This window comes from Klenkia marina (assembly GCF_900101025.1).
Taxonomy (GTDB): Bacteria; Actinomycetota; Actinomycetes; order Mycobacteriales; family Geodermatophilaceae; genus Klenkia; species Klenkia marina.
Genome location: NZ_FMUH01000004.1, coordinates 173,186 through 192,999, shown reverse-complemented (window position 1 = coordinate 192,999; position 19,814 = coordinate 173,186). Strand labels below are relative to the sequence as shown.

19 protein-coding genes are annotated in these 19,814 nt (G+C 73.4%); 1 reads left to right on the top strand and 18 read right to left on the bottom strand.

What is annotated here, in order from left to right; translation table 11 throughout:
* Positions 1-2 precede the first annotated feature (2 nt).
* The 9 genes from atpA to BLP29_RS13355 all read right to left on the bottom strand — a co-directional run bounded on the left by atpA (position 3) and on the right by BLP29_RS13355 (position 7,267).
* Positions 3-1,640, bottom strand: coding sequence for a F0F1 ATP synthase subunit alpha (atpA, locus tag BLP29_RS13395; protein WP_092805252.1), 1,638 nt, complete (start codon positions 1,638-1,640; stop codon positions 3-5).
* An 89-nt stretch (positions 1,641-1,729) separates the two neighbouring features.
* Positions 1,730-2,563: a F0F1 ATP synthase subunit delta gene (locus BLP29_RS13390; RefSeq protein ID WP_092805250.1), complete on the bottom strand. Its 834-nt coding sequence runs from the start codon at positions 2,561-2,563 to the stop codon at positions 1,730-1,732.
* A complete protein-coding gene (locus BLP29_RS13385) occupies positions 2,563-3,144 on the bottom strand; it encodes a F0F1 ATP synthase subunit B (protein ID WP_092805248.1) in 582 nt (193 codons plus the stop codon). Before BLP29_RS13385 ends, BLP29_RS13390 begins: the two co-directional genes overlap by 1 nt.
* Before the next feature lie 51 nt (positions 3,145-3,195).
* Entirely contained in the window at positions 3,196-3,423 is a 228-nt protein-coding gene (gene atpE, locus BLP29_RS13380) for an ATP synthase F0 subunit C (RefSeq protein ID WP_056288464.1), read from the bottom strand.
* Between the two features lie 92 nt (positions 3,424-3,515).
* A complete protein-coding gene (gene atpB / locus BLP29_RS13375) occupies positions 3,516-4,319 on the bottom strand; it encodes a F0F1 ATP synthase subunit A (protein WP_243469948.1) in 804 nt (267 codons plus the stop codon).
* A 26-nt stretch (positions 4,320-4,345) separates the two neighbouring features.
* On the bottom strand, positions 4,346-4,729 hold the full coding sequence (locus tag BLP29_RS21285; RefSeq protein WP_207798486.1) for an AtpZ/AtpI family protein: 384 nt from the start codon (positions 4,727-4,729) through the stop codon (positions 4,346-4,348).
* A 14-nt stretch (positions 4,730-4,743) separates the two neighbouring features.
* Positions 4,744-5,256, bottom strand: a complete 513-nt coding sequence (locus tag BLP29_RS13365) for a hypothetical protein (protein WP_092805244.1) — start codon at positions 5,254-5,256, stop codon at positions 4,744-4,746.
* Positions 5,253-6,512, bottom strand: a complete 1,260-nt coding sequence (locus tag BLP29_RS13360) for a glycosyltransferase family 4 protein (RefSeq protein WP_092805242.1) — start codon at positions 6,510-6,512, stop codon at positions 5,253-5,255. The genes BLP29_RS13365 and BLP29_RS13360 overlap by 4 nt, the downstream gene beginning before the upstream one ends.
* A gap of 113 nt (positions 6,513-6,625) precedes the next feature.
* Positions 6,626-7,267: an L-threonylcarbamoyladenylate synthase gene (locus BLP29_RS13355; RefSeq protein ID WP_092805240.1), complete on the bottom strand. Its 642-nt coding sequence runs from the start codon at positions 7,265-7,267 to the stop codon at positions 6,626-6,628.
* 34 nt (positions 7,268-7,301) lie between these two features.
* On the opposite strand from BLP29_RS13355, the gene BLP29_RS13350 reads away from it, so the two are divergent.
* Positions 7,302-8,099 (top strand): endo alpha-1,4 polygalactosaminidase, encoded by a 798-nt coding sequence (locus tag BLP29_RS13350; RefSeq protein ID WP_092805238.1) that lies wholly within the window; start codon positions 7,302-7,304, stop codon positions 8,097-8,099.
* Here BLP29_RS13350 and prmC read toward each other — a convergent pair.
* The 9 genes from prmC to argS form a co-directional block, all read right to left on the bottom strand.
* Positions 8,075-8,917: a peptide chain release factor N(5)-glutamine methyltransferase gene (prmC, locus tag BLP29_RS13345; RefSeq protein WP_279385452.1), complete on the bottom strand. Its 843-nt coding sequence runs from the start codon at positions 8,915-8,917 to the stop codon at positions 8,075-8,077. The two genes, BLP29_RS13350 and prmC, sit on opposite strands and share 25 nt — an antisense overlap.
* 14 nt (positions 8,918-8,931) lie before the next feature.
* Positions 8,932-10,002: a peptide chain release factor 1 gene (gene prfA, locus BLP29_RS13340; RefSeq protein ID WP_243469946.1), complete on the bottom strand. Its 1,071-nt coding sequence runs from the start codon at positions 10,000-10,002 to the stop codon at positions 8,932-8,934.
* Positions 10,003-10,088: 86 nt separating this feature from the next.
* Entirely contained in the window at positions 10,089-10,313 is a 225-nt protein-coding gene (gene rpmE / locus BLP29_RS13335; RefSeq protein ID WP_092805234.1) for a 50S ribosomal protein L31, read from the bottom strand.
* 215 nt (positions 10,314-10,528) lie between these two features.
* The gene (rho, locus tag BLP29_RS13330; RefSeq protein WP_243469945.1) at positions 10,529-12,973 is read right to left on the bottom strand and encodes a transcription termination factor Rho; all 2,445 of its coding nucleotides are present in this window, start codon (positions 12,971-12,973) and stop codon (positions 10,529-10,531) included.
* A 251-nt stretch (positions 12,974-13,224) separates the two neighbouring features.
* Positions 13,225-14,145 carry a homoserine kinase gene (thrB, locus tag BLP29_RS13325; RefSeq protein ID WP_092805232.1) on the bottom strand — a complete coding sequence of 307 codons (921 nt, stop codon included), beginning with the start codon at positions 14,143-14,145 and terminating at the stop codon, positions 13,225-13,227.
* On the bottom strand, positions 14,142-15,206 hold the full coding sequence (gene thrC, locus BLP29_RS13320) for a threonine synthase (protein ID WP_092805230.1): 1,065 nt from the start codon (positions 15,204-15,206) through the stop codon (positions 14,142-14,144). Before thrC ends, thrB begins: the two co-directional genes overlap by 4 nt.
* The gene (locus BLP29_RS13315; RefSeq protein ID WP_092805228.1) at positions 15,203-16,495 is read right to left on the bottom strand and encodes a homoserine dehydrogenase; all 1,293 of its coding nucleotides are present in this window, start codon (positions 16,493-16,495) and stop codon (positions 15,203-15,205) included. The genes thrC and BLP29_RS13315 overlap by 4 nt, the downstream gene beginning before the upstream one ends.
* Complete coding sequence (lysA, locus tag BLP29_RS13310) at positions 16,492-17,973, bottom strand: diaminopimelate decarboxylase (protein WP_092805226.1); 1,482 nt, start codon at positions 17,971-17,973, stop codon at positions 16,492-16,494. Before lysA ends, BLP29_RS13315 begins: the two co-directional genes overlap by 4 nt.
* Complete coding sequence (gene argS / locus BLP29_RS13305) at positions 17,970-19,631, bottom strand: arginine--tRNA ligase (RefSeq protein ID WP_092805626.1); 1,662 nt, start codon at positions 19,629-19,631, stop codon at positions 17,970-17,972. Before argS ends, lysA begins: the two co-directional genes overlap by 4 nt.
* Positions 19,632-19,814 lie beyond the last annotated feature (183 nt).

The following is a 19,814-nucleotide window of genomic DNA, read 5'->3' as shown; positions in this document are numbered from 1 at the left end:
GGTCAGGCCTTCTTCTTGACCTGGACGCGCTCCTGGCCACGCTGGGACGCGTCCATGGCCTCGACCTCGGGCTCGTTGACCTTCAGCGACTCGCCGTCGCTGGTGGTGAACTGGCCGTAGAAGGCCTCGACGGCCGACTCGAGCTTGCTGACGGTGTCGTCCTCGAGCTTGAGCGAGGTGCGGATGTCGTCGAGGGCGCCGGAGTCACCGCGCGACAGGTAGTCCAGGAACTCGCCCTCGAAGCGGCGGACGTCGGCCACCGGGACCAGGTCGAGCTTGCCGCGGGTACCCAGCCAGAGCGAGACGACCTCGCGCTCCAGGGAGAACGGGGCGTACTGACCCTGCTTGAGCAGCTCGACCAGGCGCTGGCCGCGCTCGAGGGTGGCCCGCGACGAGGCGTCGAGGTCCGAGGAGAAGGAGGCGAAGGCCTCCAGCTCGCGGAACTGGGCCAGGTCGAGGCGGAGGCGGCCGGCGACGGCCTTCATCGCCTTCGTCTGGGCCGAACCACCGACGCGGGACACCGAGATGCCGACGTTGATGGCCGGGCGCACACCGGAGTTGAACAGGTTCGACTCGAGGAAGATCTGCCCGTCGGTGATCGAGATGACGTTGGTCGGGATGTAGGCCGACACGTCGTTGCCCTTGGTCTCGATGATCGGCAGGCCCGTCTGGGAGCCGGCACCGAGCTCGTCGGACAGCTTCGCGCAGCGCTCCAGCAGGCGGGAGTGCAAGTAGAAGACGTCGCCGGGGTAGGCCTCGCGGCCCGGCGGGCGGCGCAGCAGCAGCGAGACGGCGCGGTAGGCCTCGGCCTGCTTGGACAGGTCGTCGAACACGATGAGGACGTGCTTGCCCTCGTACATCCAGTGCTGGCCGATGGCCGAGCCGGTGTAGGGGGCGATGTACTTGTACCCGGCCGAGTCCGAGGCGGGGGCGGCGACGATGGTCGTGTACTCCATCGCGCCGGCGTCCTCCAGCGCGGCCTTGACGCCGGCGATGGTGGAGCCCTTCTGGCCCACGGCGACGTAGATGCAGCGCACCTGCTGCTTCGGGTCGCCGGTGGCCCAGGCGGCCTTCTGGTTGATGATGGTGTCGATCGCGATCGCGGTCTTGCCGGTCTGGCGGTCGCCGATGATCAGCTGACGCTGGCCGCGGCCGATCGGGGTCATGGCGTCGATGGCCTTGATCCCGGTGGCCAGCGGCTCGCCGACCGACTGTCGCTGCACCACGGAGGGCGCCTGCAGCTCGAGGGCGCGGCGCTCGGTGGTCTCGATGTCGCCGCCGCCGTCGATGGGGGCACCCAGCGGGTCGACGACCCGGCCGAGGAAGCCGTCGCCGACCGGCACCGAGAGCACCTGACCGGTGCGGCGGACCGTCTGGCCCTCCTCGATCGCGGCGAAGTCACCCATGACCACGACGCCGACCTCGCGCACGTCGAGGTTCAGCGCCAGGCCGCGCACGCCGCCCTCGAACTCGAGGAGCTCGTTGGTCATGACCGAGGGCAGACCCTCGACCCGCGCGATGCCGTCGCCGGCCTCGGTGACGATGCCGACCTCCTCGCGGGAGACGTCGGTGTCGTAGTCGCTGACGTAGTTCTGGATCGCACTGCGGATCTCGTCCGCGGAGATCGTGAGCTCGGCCATGGCCCGGGTGTCCTCTTCCCTGCTCAGGTGCTGTCTGGGGTGGTGCTGGAGTGTTCGGGTCGGTCAGCCGACCGGGTCGACCAGCCGGCTCAGCCGGCGAAGCGGCGACCGGCTGCGGCCAACCGGTTCGCGATGCTGCCGTCGACGATCTCGTCGCCGACCCGGATGACCAGGCCTCCGACGATCGAGGGGTCGACCTGGACCTGCAGACCGATGGTCCGGCCGTAGGTCCGCTCGAGGATCCCCGTGAGCCGGCGGCGCTGCTCGTCGCTCAGCTCGACCGCGCTGACCACGTGCGCGACCGACTGGCCCCGGCGGGCCGAGGCGGCCTCGGAGATGCGCTCGACGGCGTTCGCGGCGTTGTGCACGTGCCGACTGGTCAGCGCGTTGCGCACCAGCCGCTCGGTGACGGGCGAGACCTTCCCGGCCAGGAGCCGGTCCAGCAGCGCGGTCTTGCCCGACCGGTCGGCACTCGGGTCACCGAGCAGCCGGGACAGGGCGGGGTCGCCGTCGATGATCCGGCCGAACCGGAACAGCTCGTCCTCGACCGCGTCGAGTTCGCCCCGCGCCTGCGCCGCCTCGAGGGCGGCATCGGTGGCGAGGGTCTCGACGGCCTCGACCAGGTCGAGGGGTCGCGACCAGCGCTGCCGGGCCACGGTCTGCACGACGTCGAGCGCGCCGTCGCCGACCTTGCCCGAGAGCAGCCGGCCGGCCAGCCCGGCCCGGTCGTCGGGGCGGACCGACGCGTCGGCCAGGGCCCGCCGGAGCGAGACCTGACCGTCGAGCAGGTGCGCCACGGCGAACAGGTCGTCGGCCAGGCCCAGCAGGGTCTGGCCGTCGGACCGGGCCCCCGAGGGGGACCCGGTCTGCTGGGCGAGGCGGTCGCGCGATGCGGTGAGCGCCTCCCGGCTGGCTGCCTGCATCAGCGGGTGCCCTCCGGCGAGTACGCCGAGCTGCCACCGGTGGGGCCGGTCGCGGTCGACGTCGACATCTGGTCCAGCTCGTCGAGGAAGCGGTCCACCGTCCCGCGGCGACGGGCGTCGTCCTCGAGGGACTCGCCCACCACGCGGCCGGCGAGCGTGACGGCCATGGAGCCGATCTGGCCGCGCAGCTCGTTGACCACCTGCTGGCGGGAGGCAGCGAGCTGCTCCTCGCCGCGGGCGACGATGCGGGCGGACTCCTCCTGGGCCTGGGTGCGCAGCTCCTCGAGGATCTGCTGGCCCTCGGCCCGGGCGGCGTCCCGGATCTGGGCGGCCTCCGTGCGGGCCTCGGCGAGCTGGGCGCGGTACTGCTCCAGCGCTGCCTTGGCCTCGGCCTGGGCGGCCTCGGCACGCTCGATGCCGCCCTCGATCGCGTTGCGCCGCTCCTGGAACGTCTTCTCGATGACCGGGAAGACGAACTTGATGACGACGAACGCCAGGATGGCGAACGTGATGAGGCCGACGATGATCTCGCCGACCGGGGGCAGCAGCGGATTGACCGACTCAGCAGCAGTCAGCTCCACGATGTCACTCCTCGTCCGTGCTCAGGTCAGACGTGCCGAACAGGGGCAGGGTCACTGACCGAAGATGAAGGGCACGACCAGGCCGATGAGCGCGAGCGCCTCGGACAGGGCGGCACCCAGGAACGCGTAGGTACGGGTCAGACCGGCCGACTCGGGCTGGCGGGCGGTCGCCTGGATGTAGGCGGCCCACACGATGCCCACACCGATGCCGGGGCCGATGGCGGCGAGGCCGTAGCCCACCGAACCGATGCTGCCGGTCAGCTCTGCCAGAACGTCCATTGCGGGGTGTTCCTCCTGTGTCGGTCACCCGGGGTGGTCCCGGGTGGCTGGCGGGGTGGTGCGTCTGGGGGTCGAACGCGACGGCGAGGGCCTCAGTGGGCCTTCTCGACCGCCCCGTTCAGGTAGGTGGCGGTGAGCACCGTGAAGACGTAGGCCTGCAGCACGATCACCAGCACCTCGAAGAAGGTCATGAACAGCGCCATGAGGAACGACAGCGGCGCGAAGATGAACGAGAAGTTCTCGCCGAACTTGCCCAGCAGGTAGACCGTGCCGAGGGAGAAGACAACCAGCAGCATGTGACCGGCGAACAGGTTGGCGAAGAGTCGGACGGCCAGCGTGAACGGCCGGATGACGAACATCTGCAGCAGCTCGATGGGCGTCACCAGGATCAGGAACGGGATGGGCACGCCGGGCGGGACAGCGACCTCCTTGAGGTAGCCACCCAGGCCCTTGTTCTTGATCGAGACGACGTTGTAGAGCACGTACACCAGCAGAGCGAGCACCAACGGGTACGCGAACTTGCTCATCGGCGAGATCTGGAAGAACGGGATGATGCTCATCGCGTTGTTCGCCAGGATGAAGAAGAACAGCGCACCCAGGAACGGGACGAACGGCTTGTAGCGGGGGCCGATGACGTCGCGACCGAGGTTGTCGCGGACGAGGCCGTAACCGCTCTCCATCAACCACTGCGCCTTGCGCGGCACCACCGTCATGCGGCGGGTGGCCAGCACCATGAACAGCAGGATGGCCGCGGTGGCGATCCACGAGATCACCGTGATGCGGGTGATCGAGAAATCGATGCCGAAGACCGAGAACTCGGCCAACGCCGGCGGGTAGAACTCCTGGATCGTCGGCGACACGAAGCCGCCGCCGGGGTCGCTCTCGACTGCGAGCACGCTCGCGAGCGCGGAGGCGCTGGAGGTCACCGGTGTCCCTTCTGCGTCATCTGCTGCGCCCGTGGCCGGCTCCGTCGTCCGCCCGGGGTCCTGCGGTAGGTCGTGTAGCTCTTGGAGCTGATCTTGCTGTAGCTGGTGGAGCTGATCGCGACCGGGGCGTCGGTGGCCCCGCCGTACTTCGTGACCACCAGGTAGATGGCCGAGGCGAGCCCGAGCAGCATGCCGATCACGACGAACACGCGGGTCTCCAGCCAGCGGTCGAGCAGCCAGCCGGCGCCACCCCACACGACCAGCCCGGACAACAAGGTCCCGGTGATCCCCCAGCCGACATCCGCACCGCTGGGGTGCGACTCGTCGGACGGGGTGGGGCGACGGCCGTGGCCACCGTTCTGCGTGGAGGCGCTGTCCATCGCTGCGGACACTATCAGCCGCCTGTGCGGCGCCCGCCAGGGTCTTCTACAGCTCGTCGCAGAACACCCTGATCGGATGACCCCGCAGGTGGAGCGGGCGGTGTCGTGTAGTAGAGCTGACGGGTCCACACCCACCGGGCCTGCACCCCGCTCCACAGCAGGGCGCCGGCTATCACCGCCCACGCAGCTGCTCGGCGGTCGGGGACGCCGTCGGCCGGCAACGACTGCAGCAGGGCGGAGAACCCGAGGATCTTGACGACGAACGCCCCGAGGGCCGCCGGCAGGGTGAACGAGTCGTCGATCTTGCCGGCCCAGGCGATGGCGAAGCCCGACAGGCAGAAGAACGCGGTCACGACGACCGCGCCGAGCACCACGCCGAGCGCCTCGGGCCAGCCGGCCAGCAGCCCCACCGCAGGGACGGCGACCACGGTGAGCACGGCGGTGACCAGGGCGCCCACCCGCAGGAACGAGAGGTCCCAGGGCCCGGCGGCGCTGCGCGGCGCCGGACGGGCAGGAGGTCGGGTCATCGGGGGGCTCCGGAGGTGTCGGGGGTGCGGCCGGACGACGGCGTTGCTGACCGTGACGGTACGGCGCCCCTCCCCCTGCAACCGCCGGCGCGGCGTCCCCACCAGCGGGCCGACCGCGCGGCCCGGGTCTCGGACTCCGCCACCGACTCGGCGGTGCGCTCGGGTCGGCGGGCGCGCGGGGCGAGCACGACCACCACGCCGACCACGACGAGGACCCCCACGAGGACCAGCACCTCGACCGTGCCACCCGAGATCGACAGGGCGATGACCCCGAAGCTCAGCAGCGCCGCCCAGAAGTACATGACCAGCACCGCACGGCGGTGGGAGTGCCCGATCGACAGGAGCCGGTGGTGCAGGTGCATCTTGTCCGGGCTGAACGGCGACTGACCCTTGCGCGTCCGCCGCAGCACGGCCAGCACCAGGTCGGTGAAGGGGATGAACAGCACGGCCAGCGGCACGAGCAGCGGCAGGGCCAAGGGCAGCACGCTGGCCGCCGAGTCGAAGCTCTGCGAGTCCACGCGCCCGGTCGCCGAGACGGCTGCGGCCGACAGCATCAGCCCGACCAGCATCGAGCCCGAGTCGCCCATGAAGATGCGGGCCGGGGAGAAGTTGTGCGGCAGGAACCCCAGGCAGGCCCCGGCGAGCACCGCGGTGATGAGCGCCGGCGCCGAGGCGGTGTCGTCGAAGCCGACGAGTCCGAGGTTGTAGCTGTAGGCGAACAGCGCCAGGGCCGCGATCGCGGACACCCCGGCGGCCAGGCCGTCGAGGCCGTCGATGAAGTTGAGCGCGTTCACCACGAGCACCGTGGTGAGGATGGTCAACGGCACCCCGCTGTCACCCAGGATCAGCGTGCCGATGTTGCCGAACGGCAGGAAGACGTACAGGAACTGCACCCCGAGCAGGACCATCACCCCGGCGCAGGCGATCTGGCCGGTCAGCTTGGTGAGGGCGTCGATCTCGAAGCGGTCGTCGAGCACGCCGAGCAGGCAGATCAGCCCGCCGGCCACCAGCACCGCGTACGTCTGCGAGTCGTCGAACGTGCGCTGCAGCGCCGGCAGCCGGCTGGCCACGAGCACGGCCGCGGCGACGCCGACGTACATCGCGACACCCCCGCCGCGCGGGGTGGGGATGACGTGCACGTCGCGCTCGCGGACCGCGGACATGACCTTCCACCGCATCGCCAGCACCCGCACCACCGGCGTGGTCAGGTAGGTGACCAGCGCCGCGGTGAGGCAGACGACGGCGTACTCGCGCACGGGCGGTCAAGCTCCAAGGGGTGGGTGAGGCCTCGACGGTAACGGCTCGACCGGCCCCGTCGCAGGGACCCGCGGCGTGCGCAGCGCGTCGTGGGGGGCGACCGGGTCCTTCCTCAATCCGTGAGCGAGGGCACGACCTCGCGCAGCCGGTCGACCTCGACCGCGCCCACCCGCAGGACCCGGGCGTGCTCACCCGTGCAGTCGACGATGGTGCTCGGCGCACCCACCTCGCGCGGACCGTCGTCCAGGATCACCGCGGCGTGCTCACCGAGCTGGTAGTCCGCCTGCTGCGCGGTGGTGGCCGCCGGGCGGCCGGAGCGGTTGGCGCTGGACACGGCGAGCGGTCCGGTGCGGCGCAGCAGCTCCCGGGTGACGTCGTCGTCGGGCAGCCGGACGGCGACGGTGCCCTCGGACTCGCCGAGGTCCCAGGTCAGGGTGGAGGTGTGCTCCAGCACGAGGGTGAGCCCGCCCGGCCAGAACTCCCGTGCCAGGACGTGCGCATCCGCCGGCACGGTGGTGACCAGACCGGCCAGCGTCGAGGCCTCGGCGATGAGCACGGGCACCGGCATGTTGCGACCGCGGTTCTTCGCGGCCAGCAGGCGGGCGACCGCGTCGGGGGTGAAGGCGTCGGCCGCCACCCCGTACACGGTGTCGGTGGGCAGGAGGACCAGCTCGCCCCGGGAGAGCGCAGCGGCGGCCGCAGCGATGCCCGCGGTGCGCTGCTCGTCGTCGGTGCAGTCGTAGACGTCGGCCACGGCTGGTCAGTGTCCCCCACCTAGGCTCGCGCCCGTGCGCCGGTCCCCCGCCCTCCTCCTGACGGTCGCCTCGCTCACCCTGTCCGCGTGCTCCCCCACCGCGTCCTCGGGGACGGCCGACGGGCCCGCCGACGGGCCGCCCTGGGGCCTGCACGTCGACTACCAGCTCGGCGGGGCCCACGACCCGGCCGACGGGGTCACCGGCGTCGTCCGCGACCGCACGGCCTCCCCCGCCCCCGGACTGTGGTCGGCCTGCTACGTCAACGCCTTCCAGACCCAGCCCGGGATCGACGAGGTGCCCGAGGACCTCCTGCTGCACGACGCCGCCGGGGCCCGGGTCGAGGACCCCGACTGGCCGGGCGAGTTCCTGCTCGACATCTCCACCGACGGCCAGCGGGCACGCGTCGCCGACCTCGTGGGCGGCTGGTTCGACGGGTGCGCCGCGGACGGTTTCGACGCCGTCGAGCCGGACAACCTCGACAGCTGGACCCGCTCGCACGGCCAGCTCACCGCCGACGACGCCGCCGCCCTGGCCAGCCTGCTGGTCGAGCGGGCGCACGACGCCGGGCTGGAGATCGCCCAGAAGAACACCGCCGACCTCGACGGCGCCGCGATCGGCTTCGACTACGCGGTCACCGAGCAGTGCCAGGTGTACGACGAGTGCGATGCCTACACCGCCGCCTACGGCAACCGGGTCGTCGAGGTCGAGTACACCGACGAGGCCTTCGAGGAGGCCTGCGCGGCCCGCGGCGACGAGGTCGCCGTCCAGCGGCGGGACCGCGACGTCTCGGTGCCGGGCACCGAGGGCTACGTGTCGCGCTTCTGCAGCTGAGCGGTGGTGTAGCGGGGCCGGCCGGCGAGGTCGGGGTGGTCGACGACGTCGGTGAACCCGCCGTGGGCGCGCACGAGCGCCGGCAGGGAGGTGCCCTGGACGTCGGCGTGCTCGATCGCCAACCACCCGCCGGGCCGGAGCAGGCGCGCGGCCGTGCGCAGCAGGCCACGCACGACGTCCAGGCCGTCGGGGCCGCCCCACAGCGCCAGGGGTGGGTCGTGGTCGGCCACCTCCTTCGGCAACCGGGCGTCGTCGGGCACGTAGGGCGGGTTGGAGACGACGACGTCCACCGTGCCGTCGAGGTCGACCAGCAGCCGGGGGTCGGTCATGTCCCCGGCGAGCACCGTGACCGGGGTGTCACCGGCCGCGGCACGGGCGTCGGCGTTCAGCCGGGTCCAGGCGATGGCGTCGGCGTCCCGCTCGACAGCAGTGACCTGGGCACCGGGGTGCTCGCCGGCCACCGACAGCGCGATGGCGCCCGATCCGGTGCCCAGGTCGACCACCACCGGGGCGCGGTCGCCGGCCACGCGCTCCAGCACCCAGCCGGCGATCTGCTCGGTCTCGGGACGCGGCACGAAGACCCCGGGACCGACCCGCAGCTCGAGGTGCCGGAAGGCCGCGACCCCGGTGAGGTGCTGCAGGGGCACCCGCGCCGCCCGCTGCTCGACCAGGTGCTCGAACCGGGCCGGGTCGGCGACGTCGCCGAGGGTGATGAGCCGGGCGCGCGGCACGCCGAGGGCGTGCGCGAGCAGCAGCTCGGCGTCCACCCGCGGCGACTCGACCCCCGCACCGGCGAGCCGGGCGGTGGCTGCGGTCAGCAGGGCGCGGGGGGTCAGCTGCCGGCCTCGAGCAGCTCGGCCGTGTGCGCGGTCACCAGCGCGTCGATCACGGCGTCGAGGTCGCCGTCGAGGACGGCGTCGAGGTTGTGCGCCTTGAACCCGACGCGGTGGTCGGAGATGCGGTTCTCCGGGAAGTTGTACGTGCGCACCCGCTCGCTGCGGTCGACGGTGCGCACCTGGCTGCGCCGGGCGTCCGACGCCGTCGCCGCTGCCTCCTCGCGGGCGGCGGCCAGCAGCCGCGAGCGCAGCACGCGCAGCGCCGACTCGCGGTTCTGCAGCTGGCTCTTCTCGTTCTGCGAGCTCACCACGGTGCCGGTGGGCAGGTGGGTGATCCGGACGGCGGAGTCGGTGGTGTTGACGCTCTGCCCACCGGGGCCGGACGAGCGGAAGACGTCGATGCGCAGGTCGTTGGGGTCGACGACGACGTCGACCTCCTCGGCCTCGGGCAGCACCAGGACGCCGACGGCGGAGGTGTGGATGCGGCCCTGGCTCTCGGTCACCGGCACGCGCTGCACCCGGTGCACGCCGCCCTCGAACTTCAGCCGCGACCAGATGCCCTCATCACCGCGCGCCTTCACGGCGACGGCGACGTCCTTGTAGCCGCCGAGCTCGGCGTCGACGGCGTCGAGCACCTGGGTGGCCCAGCCGCGACGCTCCGCGTAGCGCAGGTACATGCGCAGCAGGTCCCCGGCGAACAGGGCGGACTCCGCGCCGCCCTCGCCGGCCTTGATCTCGAGGATGACGTCCTTGTCGTCGTCGGGGTCCTTGGGCAGCAGCTGCTCGCGCAGCCGGCCCTGCAGCCGCTCGATCTCGACCTGCAGGCCCCCGGCCTCGGCGGCGAACGCCGGGTCCTCGTCGGCGAGCTCCTGGGCCGCACCGAGGTCGGCGCGCGCCGCCTCCAGCGCCCGGGAGGTCTCGACCAGCGGGGCCAGCGAGGCGTAGCGGCGCGCCAGGCGACGGGCGCGGGCCTGGTCTGCGTGCACGCCGGGGTCGGCGAGCTCGAGCTCGAGCGAGGCGTGCTCGGCCAGCAGATCGGCCAGGCCGCCGTCCGGTGTTCCGCTCACGGGTCCTCCTCGGGGAACGGGCTCACGACACGACGACGGCGCCCGCCCCGCTCCGTGTGGGAGCAGGACGGGCGCCGTCGGGCGTGCTACTTGCTGGCTGCGGTGTCGCGCTTGCCGAAGCGCTTCTCGAACCGGGCCACGCGGCCGCCGGTGTCGAGGACGCGCTGCTTGCCCGTGTAGAACGGGTGGCAGGCAGAGCACATCTCGACCGACAGCGTGCCGCCGGGGATGGTGCTGCGGGTGGTGAACGAGTTGCCACAACCGCAGGTCACGACGGTCTCGTGGTAGTCGGGGTGGATGTCGGCCTTCATGTCCCTGGCCCTCTCTCTAGGTCTGGCGGGCCTGGACCCGGCGGGGTCCTCGGCCTGTGCATGGTGGTGAACGTCGTCGGCGGGCAGGCTTGTTCCACGCCTGCGCCGGGGCTCGGTCGAGAAGTCTCCCACACGTCGCGACGTGCTGGAACGGCCCCCTCGCAGGGTCCCGACCCGGGCGTCAGCCCGGGTCGGGGGGCGAGGGGGTCCTTCTGTCATTCCCCCGGCGAGGTCTTCTGCACCTGCATGAGGAACTCGATGTTGTTGCGGGTCTTCTTGAGACGACCCAGCAGCAGCTCGAGGGCCTGCTGCGGCTCCAGGGCAGCGAGCACGCGGCGGAGCTTGATGACGATGGCCAGCTCGTCCGGGCTCATCAGCAGCTCCTCCTTGCGCGTGGAGGATGCGTTGACGTCGACGGCGGGGAAGACCCGCTTGTCGGCGAGCCGGCGGTCGAGCTTGACCTCGGCGTTCCCGGTGCCCTTGAACTCCTCGAAGATGACCGTGTCCATCGTCGAGCCGGTCTCCACCAGCGCCGAGGCGATGATCGTCAGCGAGCCACCGTTCTCGATGTTGCGGGCGGCACCGAGGAAGCGCTTGGGCGGGTACAGCGCCGTGGAGTCGACACCGCCGGAGAGGATGCGCCCGCTGGCGGGGGCCGCCAGGTTGTAGGCGCGGCCCAGCCGGGTGATCGAGTCCAGCAGGACGACGACGTCGTGGCCCATCTCGACCAGGCGCTTGGCCCGCTCGATCGACAGCTCGGCCACGGTGGTGTGGTCGGTCGCCGGGCGGTCGAAGGTCGAGGCGATGACCTCGCCCTTCACCGACCGCTGCATGTCGGTGACCTCCTCGGGCCGCTCGTCGACCAGCACGACCATGAGGTGGCACTCGGGGTTGTTGGTCGTGATCGCGTTGGCGATGGCCTGCAGCACCATCGTCTTGCCCGCCTTGGGCGGGGACACGATCAGCGCTCGCTGGCCCTTGCCGATGGGCATGACCAGGTCGAGCACGCGGGTGGTGAGCAGGTGCGGCTCGGTCTCCAGCCGCAGGCGGTCCTGCGGGTAGAGCGGCACGAGCTTGGTGAACTCGGGCCGGGTGCGGGCCTGCTCGGGGTCCAGACCGTTGACCGAGTCCAGCCGCACGAGCGCGTTGTACTTGTCCTTGCGCTCGCCCTCGCGGGGCTGGCGCACCGCACCGGTGATCGCGTCGCCGCGGCGCAGGCCGTAGCGACGCACCTGGGACAGGGAGACGTAGACGTCGTTGGGCCCGGTCAGGTAGCCCGACGTGCGCACGAACGCGTAGTTGTCGAGCACGTCGAGGATGCCGGCCACCGGCAGCAGGACGTCGTCCTCGCTGACGGTCGGCTCGCCCTGGTCGTAGCGGTCGCGGCCGCCGCCCTGGGTGCCGGTCGTGCCGCCGCGGCGGTTGCGGTCGCGGTAGCGACGCCCGCGGCGCCGGCCGCCGCCCTCGAGGTCGTCGTCGTCGTCCTCGTCGTTGCGGTGCTCACCCCGGGTGTCGGGCCGGTCCCCACGGTGGTCCTGGCGGTCCTGGCGGTCCCGGTTGCCGTCCTGACGGTCCCGGTTGCCGTCCTGCCGGTCCCGGTTGCCGTCCTGCCGGTCCCGGTTGCCGTCCTGCCGGGCGTCGCCGCGGCCGTTGCGGTTGCCCTGGCGGCCATCCTGCTGGTCGCGGTCGTCGTCCCGGTCGCGACCGGACTGGTCGCGACCGGACTGGTCGCGGCCGGACTGGTCGCGGCCGGACTGGTCGCGGCCGGACTGGTCGCGGCCACCCTGGTCACGGCCGGACTGGCTCCGGCCACCCTGGTCCCGGACCGACTGGTCGCGGGCACCCTGCTCGCGGTCGTCGCCCCGGTCGCCCCGGTCGTCCCGGTTGCGGTCGTCGCGGTTGCGCTCGTCCCGGACGTCGTCGCGGTTGCGGCTGCGGCCTCGGCTGCGCTCGGGCCGGTCGCCGGCGACACGGTCGCCGCCCTGGCCGGCATCACCGCGGGAGTCGTCCTCGTCCTGTCCGGCGTCGACCGGACGGTCGGCGCGCTCGGCCCGGCTGCGCTCGCGGGAGCGCGGTGGGCGGCGGTCGCCGCGGGCCTCGGTGGACCGGTCGCCGGACGGGTCGTCAGCGGCGGGTGCGGCGGACTCGTCGGTGCGGTCGGCCGGGGTCGCGGTGCGGTCGGCCGGGGCTGCGGTGCGGTCGGCCGGGGCTGCGGTGGGCTCGGCGGCCGGCTGCACCGGGGAGACCGCAGCGGCGTCGGGCGCGCCGGCGGGTCGGCTGGCTGCGCGGCGCCGACGGGTCGGTGCCGTCGCGACCGGCTCGCCGGGGGCGTCGCCGGCCGGCGCTGCGGTCTCGGCGACCGGGGCCGCGGGAGCGGCGTCGACGACCGGGACGGCCGACTCGGCGGGAGCCGGGGGCTCGGTGGCGACCGCGGGCTCGGCGGCCGTGCGGGGGGCGCCCACCTGCCGCTCGGAGATGGCGGCCACGAGGTCGCCCTTGCGCATGCGACCGGTGCCGGCGATGCCGAGCTCGGCGGCCAGGCGCTGGAGCTCGGGCAGGAGCATGCCCGACAGCCCGTTGCCGCGACGGCGCTTGCCGGCGGCTCCGGCCGCGGCGTCCTCGTTCGGGGCGCCGTCGACCGGGGTGGAGGTCTCGCTCACGTACAGGTCCTTCCCTGCGGTGACCTGCGCCTACTGGCGCAGGGGGTGACCGGTGGCCCTCTCGGGTTCGCCGCGGCGAGGCCGCGGCGGGACCGAGGAGGGGGTGGGTCTGTGGGAGCGGGACGGAGGACGGGACTCGCTCGTCGCCGTCGTCCCGCGGTGAGGCTCGCCCGAGGGCGGCTGTGCAACCAGCCTAGACACCGGGACGCGGTGCCGACGACGCCGGCTGCCCCCAGCGTCTACCCAGGCGGTCAGGACGATACAGCACCGTCTCCGTACCGGACGCGCGCTCCGCGTGCCTCGACGGCGAGGTCGAGCACCTCCCAGCCGTCGGGCACGACGGTGTGCACGAGCGAGCGGTCCTCCGGCCGCGGCACGAGCACCAGCACGCTGGGCCCGGCGCCGGAGACGACGGCCGCGTGGCCGGCGTCGCGCAGGTCGCCGACCAGCGCGGCGGTCGCCGGCATGGCCGGGCCCCGCTGGTCCTGGTGCAGCCGGTCGTCGGTGGCGTCCAGCAGCAGCTGCGGGGCGGCCGTCAGCGCGTGCACCAGCAGGGCCGAGCGCCCGGCGTTGAACACGGCGTCGGCGTGCGACACGGTCGGCGGCAGCAGACCGCGCGCGACGTGGGTGGACAGCGTGGTGGACGGCACGCAGAGCACCGGCGAGACCTCGGGCGCGACCTGCGTCGACACGGCGCGGACGCCCTCGGGGCCGGTCCACGACAGGGTGAGCCCACCGAGCAGGCAGGCCGCGACGTTGTCCGGGTGGCCCTCGATGTCGTCGGCGAGGGCCAGCACGCGCTCGTCGTCGATCCCCGTGACGGCGGGGCACAACGCCCAGGCGGCGAGGATGCCGCCGACCACCGCAGCTGCCGAGGACCCCATCCCCCGGCCCTGCGGGATGCCGTTGACCGAGCGCAGCGACAGGCCCGGGGGCACCCAGCCGAGGTCGACGCAGGCCGCGCGGAAGGCCCGCACGACCAGGTGCGACTCGTCGCGGGGCAGGGTGTCGGCACCGAAGCCCTCGACCTCGACGTGCAGGCCGTCGGCGACGGACACCTCGAGCTCGTCGTAGCGCGCCAGCGCCAGGCCGGCGCTGTCGAAGGCCGGGCCCAGGTTGGCGCTGGTGGCGGGCACGCGGATGCGCACCGCGCCGCCGTCGGCGGCGCTCACAGACCCAGCTCCGCGGCCGCGGCGGCCGCGTCGACGGGGATCGTCCGGGGCGCGGGGGCCCCGGAGATGGCCCACTCGGGGTCCTTGAGGCCGTTGCCGGTGACGGTGCAGACCACCCGCTGACCGGGTTCGAGCTCACCGGCCGCGGCGACCTGCAGCAGGCCGGCGACCGAGGCCGCAGACGCCGGCTCCACGAACACGGCCTCGTGCCGGGCCAGGAGCCGGTAGGCGGCCAGGATCGCGCGGTCGGTGACGGCGTCGATGCGCCCACCGGACTCGTCGCGGGCGGCCAGCGCCTTGGTCCAGGACGCCGGGTTGCCGATGCGGATGGCGGTGGCGATCGTGCTCGGGTTCTCCACCACCGACCCGCTGACGATGGGGGCGGCGCCCGCGGCCTGGAAGCCGAACATGCGCGGCCGCTTCGTCGCGGGCCCGCTCTCGTGGTACTCGCGGTAGCCCTGCCAGTAGGCGGTGATGTTGCCGGCGTTCCCGACCGGGAGGCAGTGGACGTCCGGGGCGTCGCCCAGCACGTCGACCACCTCGAACGAGGCCGTCTTCTGCCCCTCGATGCGGTACTGGTTGACGCTGTTGACCAGGCTCACCGGGTAGTCGATGGCCAGCTTGGAGGCCAGCGCCAGGCAGTCGTCGAAGTTGCCCTGCACCTGCAGCAGCGTGGCCCCGTGCACCAGCGCCTGGGCCAGCTTGCCGGTGGCGATCTTGCCCTGCGGCACGAGGACGGCGCAGACCAGGCCGGCGCGGGCGGCGTAGGCCGCGGCGCTGGCCGAGGTGTTGCCGGTGGAGGCGCAGATGACGGCCTGCGCGCCCTCCTCGACGGCCTTGGTGATGGCCATCGTCATGCCGCGGTCCTTGAACGAGCCGGTGGGGTTGGCCCCCTCGACCTTCAGGTACACGTCGCACCCGGTGCGGCGGGACAGCTCCGGGGCGGGCACCAGCGGGGTGGCGCCCTCCTGCAGCGTCACCACCGGGGTGGTCGCGCTGACCGGCAGGCGGTCGCGGTATGCCTCGATCAGGCCCGGCCAGAACGGCGAAGCGGCGGTCATGCCAGTCCCTCCACACGCAGCACGCTCGTCACGGCCCGGACGGCCGGCATCCCACGCAGCCGGGAGATCGTGGCAGACAGCGCCGAGTCCGGTGCCCGGTGGGTGACGATCACCAGGGTGGCGGCCTCGCCGGCGCCGTCCTGGCGGACGGTGGAGATGCTCACGCCGTGCGCGGCGAACTCCTGGGCGACGGTGGCCAGCACGCCCGGCTTGTCGGCCACGTCGAGGCTCACGTGGTACCGCGTCGGGGTGTCGGCCATCGGGGACACGGGCAGCCCGGCGTAGGCCGTCGTCCCGGGGCCGGCGACCCCGGCGACCCGGTTGCGCGCGACGGCGACGAGGTCGCCCAGCACGGCCGAGGCGGTGGGCTCACCGCCGGCGCCCTGGCCGTAGAACATCAGCTGACCGGCCGCCTCGGCCTCGACGAAGACGGCGTTGAACGCGCCGCCGACCGAGGCCAGGGGGTGCGTCGTCGGGATCATCGCCGGGTGCACGCGCACGGCGATCGCGTCGCCGTGCTCGCCGGTGACCTTCTCGCAGATCGCCAGCAGCTTGACCGTGCAGCCGATCTCGGCGGCCCGGGCGACGTCGGTGGCGCTGACCGCGGAGATGCCCTCGCGGTGCACGTCGGACGCCGCGACCGGCGAGTGGAACGCCAGCGAGGCCAGGATCGCGGCCTTGGCGGCCGCGTCGAAGCCGTCGACGTCGGCCGTGGGGTCGGCCTCGGCGTAGCCCAGCTCGGTGGCCTCGGCCAGCGCCTCGGCGAAGCCGGCCCCGGTCTCGGCCATGCGCGACAGGATGTAGTTCGTCGTCCCGTTGACGATGCCGACCACGCGGGTGAGCTGGTCCCCGGCCAGCGACTCGCGCAACGGGCGCAGCAGCGGGATGGCGCCGGCGACGGCGGCCTCGTAGTAGAGGTCGACGCCGGCCTCGGCGGCCGCGGCGTGCAGGGCGACGCCGTCGTCGGCGAGCAGGGCCTTGTTGGCGCTGACCACGCTCTTGCCGGCGGCGAAGGCGGCCAGCATCAGCTCGCGGGCCGGCTCGATGCCGCCGATGACCTCGACGACGAGGTCGACGTCGGGCCGGGTGACCAGGGCGCGCGCGTCGGTCGTGAGCAGGTCGGCGGGGACCTCGGGGTGCCGGTCGGGACGCCGGACGGCGACCCCGGCCACCTCGACCGGGCGCCCGACCCGGGCGGTGATGTCGGCGGCCTGGTCGGCCAGCAGCCGGAGCACGGAGGCGCCGACCGTGCCGCAGCCCAGCAGGGCGACCTTCAACGGTGCGCTCACGAACGGACCCCGATCGAGGGCTGGGACGGCGGGACGGCGAGCGCGGGGACGTCGGCGAGGACGGCGTCGAGGGCGAACACGTCGGACAGTGTCTGACGCCGCACGATCGTCGCCGACACCCCGTCCCGGACGGCGACCACCGGCGGCTTCAGCAGGTAGTTGTAGTTCGAGGCCATCGACCAGCAGTAGGCCCCCGTGGCGGCCACCGCGAGCAGGTCGCCGGGGACGACGTCGGAGGGCAGCCACAGGTCGCGGACCAGGACGTCGCCGCTCTCGCAGTGCTTGCCGACGACCCGGCACAGCGCCGGCGCGGCGCCGGAGACGCGGTTGGCCAGCACGCAGGTGTAGGCGGCGTCGTAGAGGGCGGTGCGGATGTTGTCGCTCATCCCGCCGTCCACCGAGACGTAGTTGCGCACACCGGGCGTGCCGGGGGCACCCGACGAGCCCAGGCGCACCGGCTTGATGGTGCCGATCTCGTAGAGGGTCACCGTGCCCGGGCCGGCGATGGCCCGACCGGGCTCGACGGCCAACTGCGGCACCGGCAGGTCGAGCGCCGCGCACTCGGCGGCCACCACGCGGCGCATGCGCTCGGCGACGTCGGCCGGGGCGATCGGGTCGTCGTCGGCGAGGTAGGCGATGCCGAACCCGCCGCCGAGGTTGAGCTGCTCCAGCACCACGCCGGTGGCCTGCTGCACCTGGGCCATGAGGCCGACCACGCGGTGCGCAGCGGCCTCGAAGCCCTGGGTGTCGAAGATCTGCGAGCCGATGTGGCTGTGCAGACCCGACAGCTCGAGCGCCGGCTCGCGGATCACCCGCACCGCGGCGGTGAGGGCGTCGCCGGTGGCCAGCGAGAAGCCGAACTTCTGGTCCTCGTGGGCGGTGGCGATGAACTCGTGGGTGTGCGCCTCGATGCCGACCGTGGTGCGCACGAGCACCGAGACCGGCGCCCCGCCGGCGGCCACCCGGGCGGCGGCCAGCGGCAGCAGCCGCTCGATCTCGTCGAAGGAGTCGAGCACGACGTGGCCCACGCCGGCGTCGACGGCCAGCGCCAGCTCGACGAGGGACTTGTTGTTGCCGTGCAGGGCGATGCGCTCGGCCGGGAAGCCGGCGGCCAGCGCCACCGAGAGCTCGTTGCCGCTGCAGACGTCGAGGTGCAGGCCGTCCTCGGCCACCCAGCGGGCCACCTGGCCGCACAGGAAGGCCTTGGAGGCGTAGTGCACGTCGGCGTCGGCGAAGGCGTCGCGGAAGTCCGCGGCCCGCCCGCGGAAGTCGTCCTCGTCGAGCACGAACAGCGGGCTGCCGTGCTCGCGCACGAGGTCGGTGACCGACCGGCCGGCCAGGTGCAGCTCCCCGTCGACCCGGGTGGCCCCGCGCGGCCAGACCCGTTCGTCGAGGTCGCCGAGGGACGCGGGCGGAGCACCGGCGGCCGTGGGCGGGGTGATGTTCCCGTGGAGGGGACCCGCCGGGTGCGCCCTCACATCCGCTCCGGGGCGTGCACGCCGAGCACGGCCAGGCCGTTGCGCAGCACCGTGCGGGTGGCCGAGCACAGCCACAGCCGGGCGACCGTGGTGGCCGTGGCCTCCTCGTCGCCGCGCGGCAGCACGCGGCAGGCGTCGTAGAACCGGTGGTAGGTCCCGGCCAGCTCCTCGAGGTAGCGGGCCACCCGGTGCGGGGCGCGCAGCTCGGCGGCCGCGGTGACCACCCGCGGGAACTCGGCGATCGCCCGGAGCAGGTCGACCTCGCGGGGGTGCGCGAGCTCGGTGGCCACCACGTCGGCCGCCGTCCCCAGCTCGATGCCCAGGTCGGCCGCGCCGCGCAGCAGCGAGGCGATGCGGGCGTGGGCGTACTGGACGTAGAAGACCGGGTTGTCGCTGGCCGCCCTGCTCCACAGGTCCAGGTCCAGGTCGATCTGCTGGTCGACCGAGGCCCGGGCCAGGGCGTAGCGGGCGGCGTCGGCGCCGACGGCCTCGACGAGGTCGGCGAGCGTGATGACCGTGCCGGCCCGCTTGCTCATGCGCAGGGGCTGGCCGTCGCGCACCAGGTTGACCAGCTGGCCGAGCAGGATCTCGAGGTTCTGCGCCGGGTCGTCGCCCAGGGCGCTGACCAGCGCCTTGTACCGCCCGACGTACCCGGCGTGGTCGGCGCCGAGCATGATCACGACCTTGTCGAAGCCCCGGTCGCGCTTGTCCTGGTAGTAGGCGCAGTCGGCCGCGAAGTACGTCCAGTCGCCGTCGCTCTTGATCAGCGGACGGTCCTTGTCGTCGCCGAAGTCGGTGGTGCGCAGCCAGGTGGCCCCGTCGGCCTCGTAGACGTGGCCGCGCTCGCGCAGGGTGCCGACGACCTTCTCCAGCGCACCGGAGGCGTGCAGGGTGGCCTCGGAGAAGTAGGTGTCGAACACGACGCCGAACTCGGCCAGCGACTGCTTGATCTCGGTGAACATGAGGTCGACGCCGTGCACCCGGAACCGCTCCTGCTCGGCCTCGGCCGGCAGGTCGGTCACCCCCGGCTCGGCGGCGACCACCGCGGCGGCGATCTCGCCGATGTAGTCCCCGGCGTAGCCGTCCTCCGGCGCCGGGCGGCCGTGGGCCGCGGCGACCAGGCTGCGGGCGAACCGGTCGATCTGGGAGCCGGCGTCGTTGAAGTAGTACTCGCGGCTGACGTCGGCACCGCTGGCGGTGAGCAGGCGACCCAGCGCGTCGCCGACCGCCGCCCACCGGGTGCCCCCGATGTGCACCGGGCCGGTCGGGTTGGCCGAGACGAACTCGAGGTTGATCCGCTGGCCGGCCAGCGCACCGGTGCGGCCGTAGGACTCCCCCGCGGTCACCGCGTCGAGGGCGATCTGGCCCAGCGCACCCTGCGCAAAGGTGACGTTGAGGAAGCCGGGGCCGGCGACGTCGACACGGGCGATGCCCGGCTGCTCGCGCAGCGCAGCGGCCAGCACCTCGGCGACCTCGCGCGGCGGGCGGCCGGCCTGCTTGGCCAGCTTGAGGGCCACGGTGGTGGCGTAGTCGCCGTGCTCGGGGTTGCGCGGACGCTCCACCACGACGTCGTCGGGGACGGCCACGGCGAGGTCGCCGCGCTCGACGGCCCCGGCGACGACGACGCGGACGAGGGCACTGAGCTGCTCGGGTGTCACCTGGTGATCGTAGAAGAACGGAACCACCGGGTTGCCTACGCCGTTGGTCCTGGTGGCCGACCCGTGGGCGGCGTCACAACCGCCGGTGCGCACAGGTGGCGCGCCTAGACTCGCGCGCTGGCCGCCCCGCTGCCCCGTCGGCGCACCGCCGTCGCGGCCGGCGTCCCCCGAACGGAACTGGAG

Bases quoted from the DNA above. Each gene is read 5' to 3' on its own strand.
- atpA (WP_092805252.1), bottom strand. From the start codon at position 1,640: ATGGCCGAGCTCACGATCTCCGCGGACGAGATCCGCAGTGCGATCCAG.
- BLP29_RS13390 (WP_092805250.1), bottom strand. From the start codon at position 2,563: ATGCAGGCAGCCAGCCGGGAGGCGCTCACCGCATCGCGCGACCGCCTC.
- atpE (WP_056288464.1), bottom strand. From the start codon at position 3,423: ATGGACGTTCTGGCAGAGCTGACCGGCAGCATCGGTTCGGTGGGCTAC.
- BLP29_RS21285 (WP_207798486.1), bottom strand. From the start codon at position 4,729: ATGGACAGCGCCTCCACGCAGAACGGTGGCCACGGCCGTCGCCCCACC.
- BLP29_RS13365 (WP_092805244.1), bottom strand. From the start codon at position 5,256: ATGACCCGACCTCCTGCCCGTCCGGCGCCGCGCAGCGCCGCCGGGCCC.
- rpmE (WP_092805234.1), bottom strand. From the start codon at position 10,313: ATGAAGGCCGACATCCACCCCGACTACCACGAGACCGTCGTGACCTGC.
- thrC (WP_092805230.1), bottom strand. From the start codon at position 15,206: ATGACCGCCGCTTCGCCGTTCTGGCCGGGCCTGATCGAGGCATACCGC.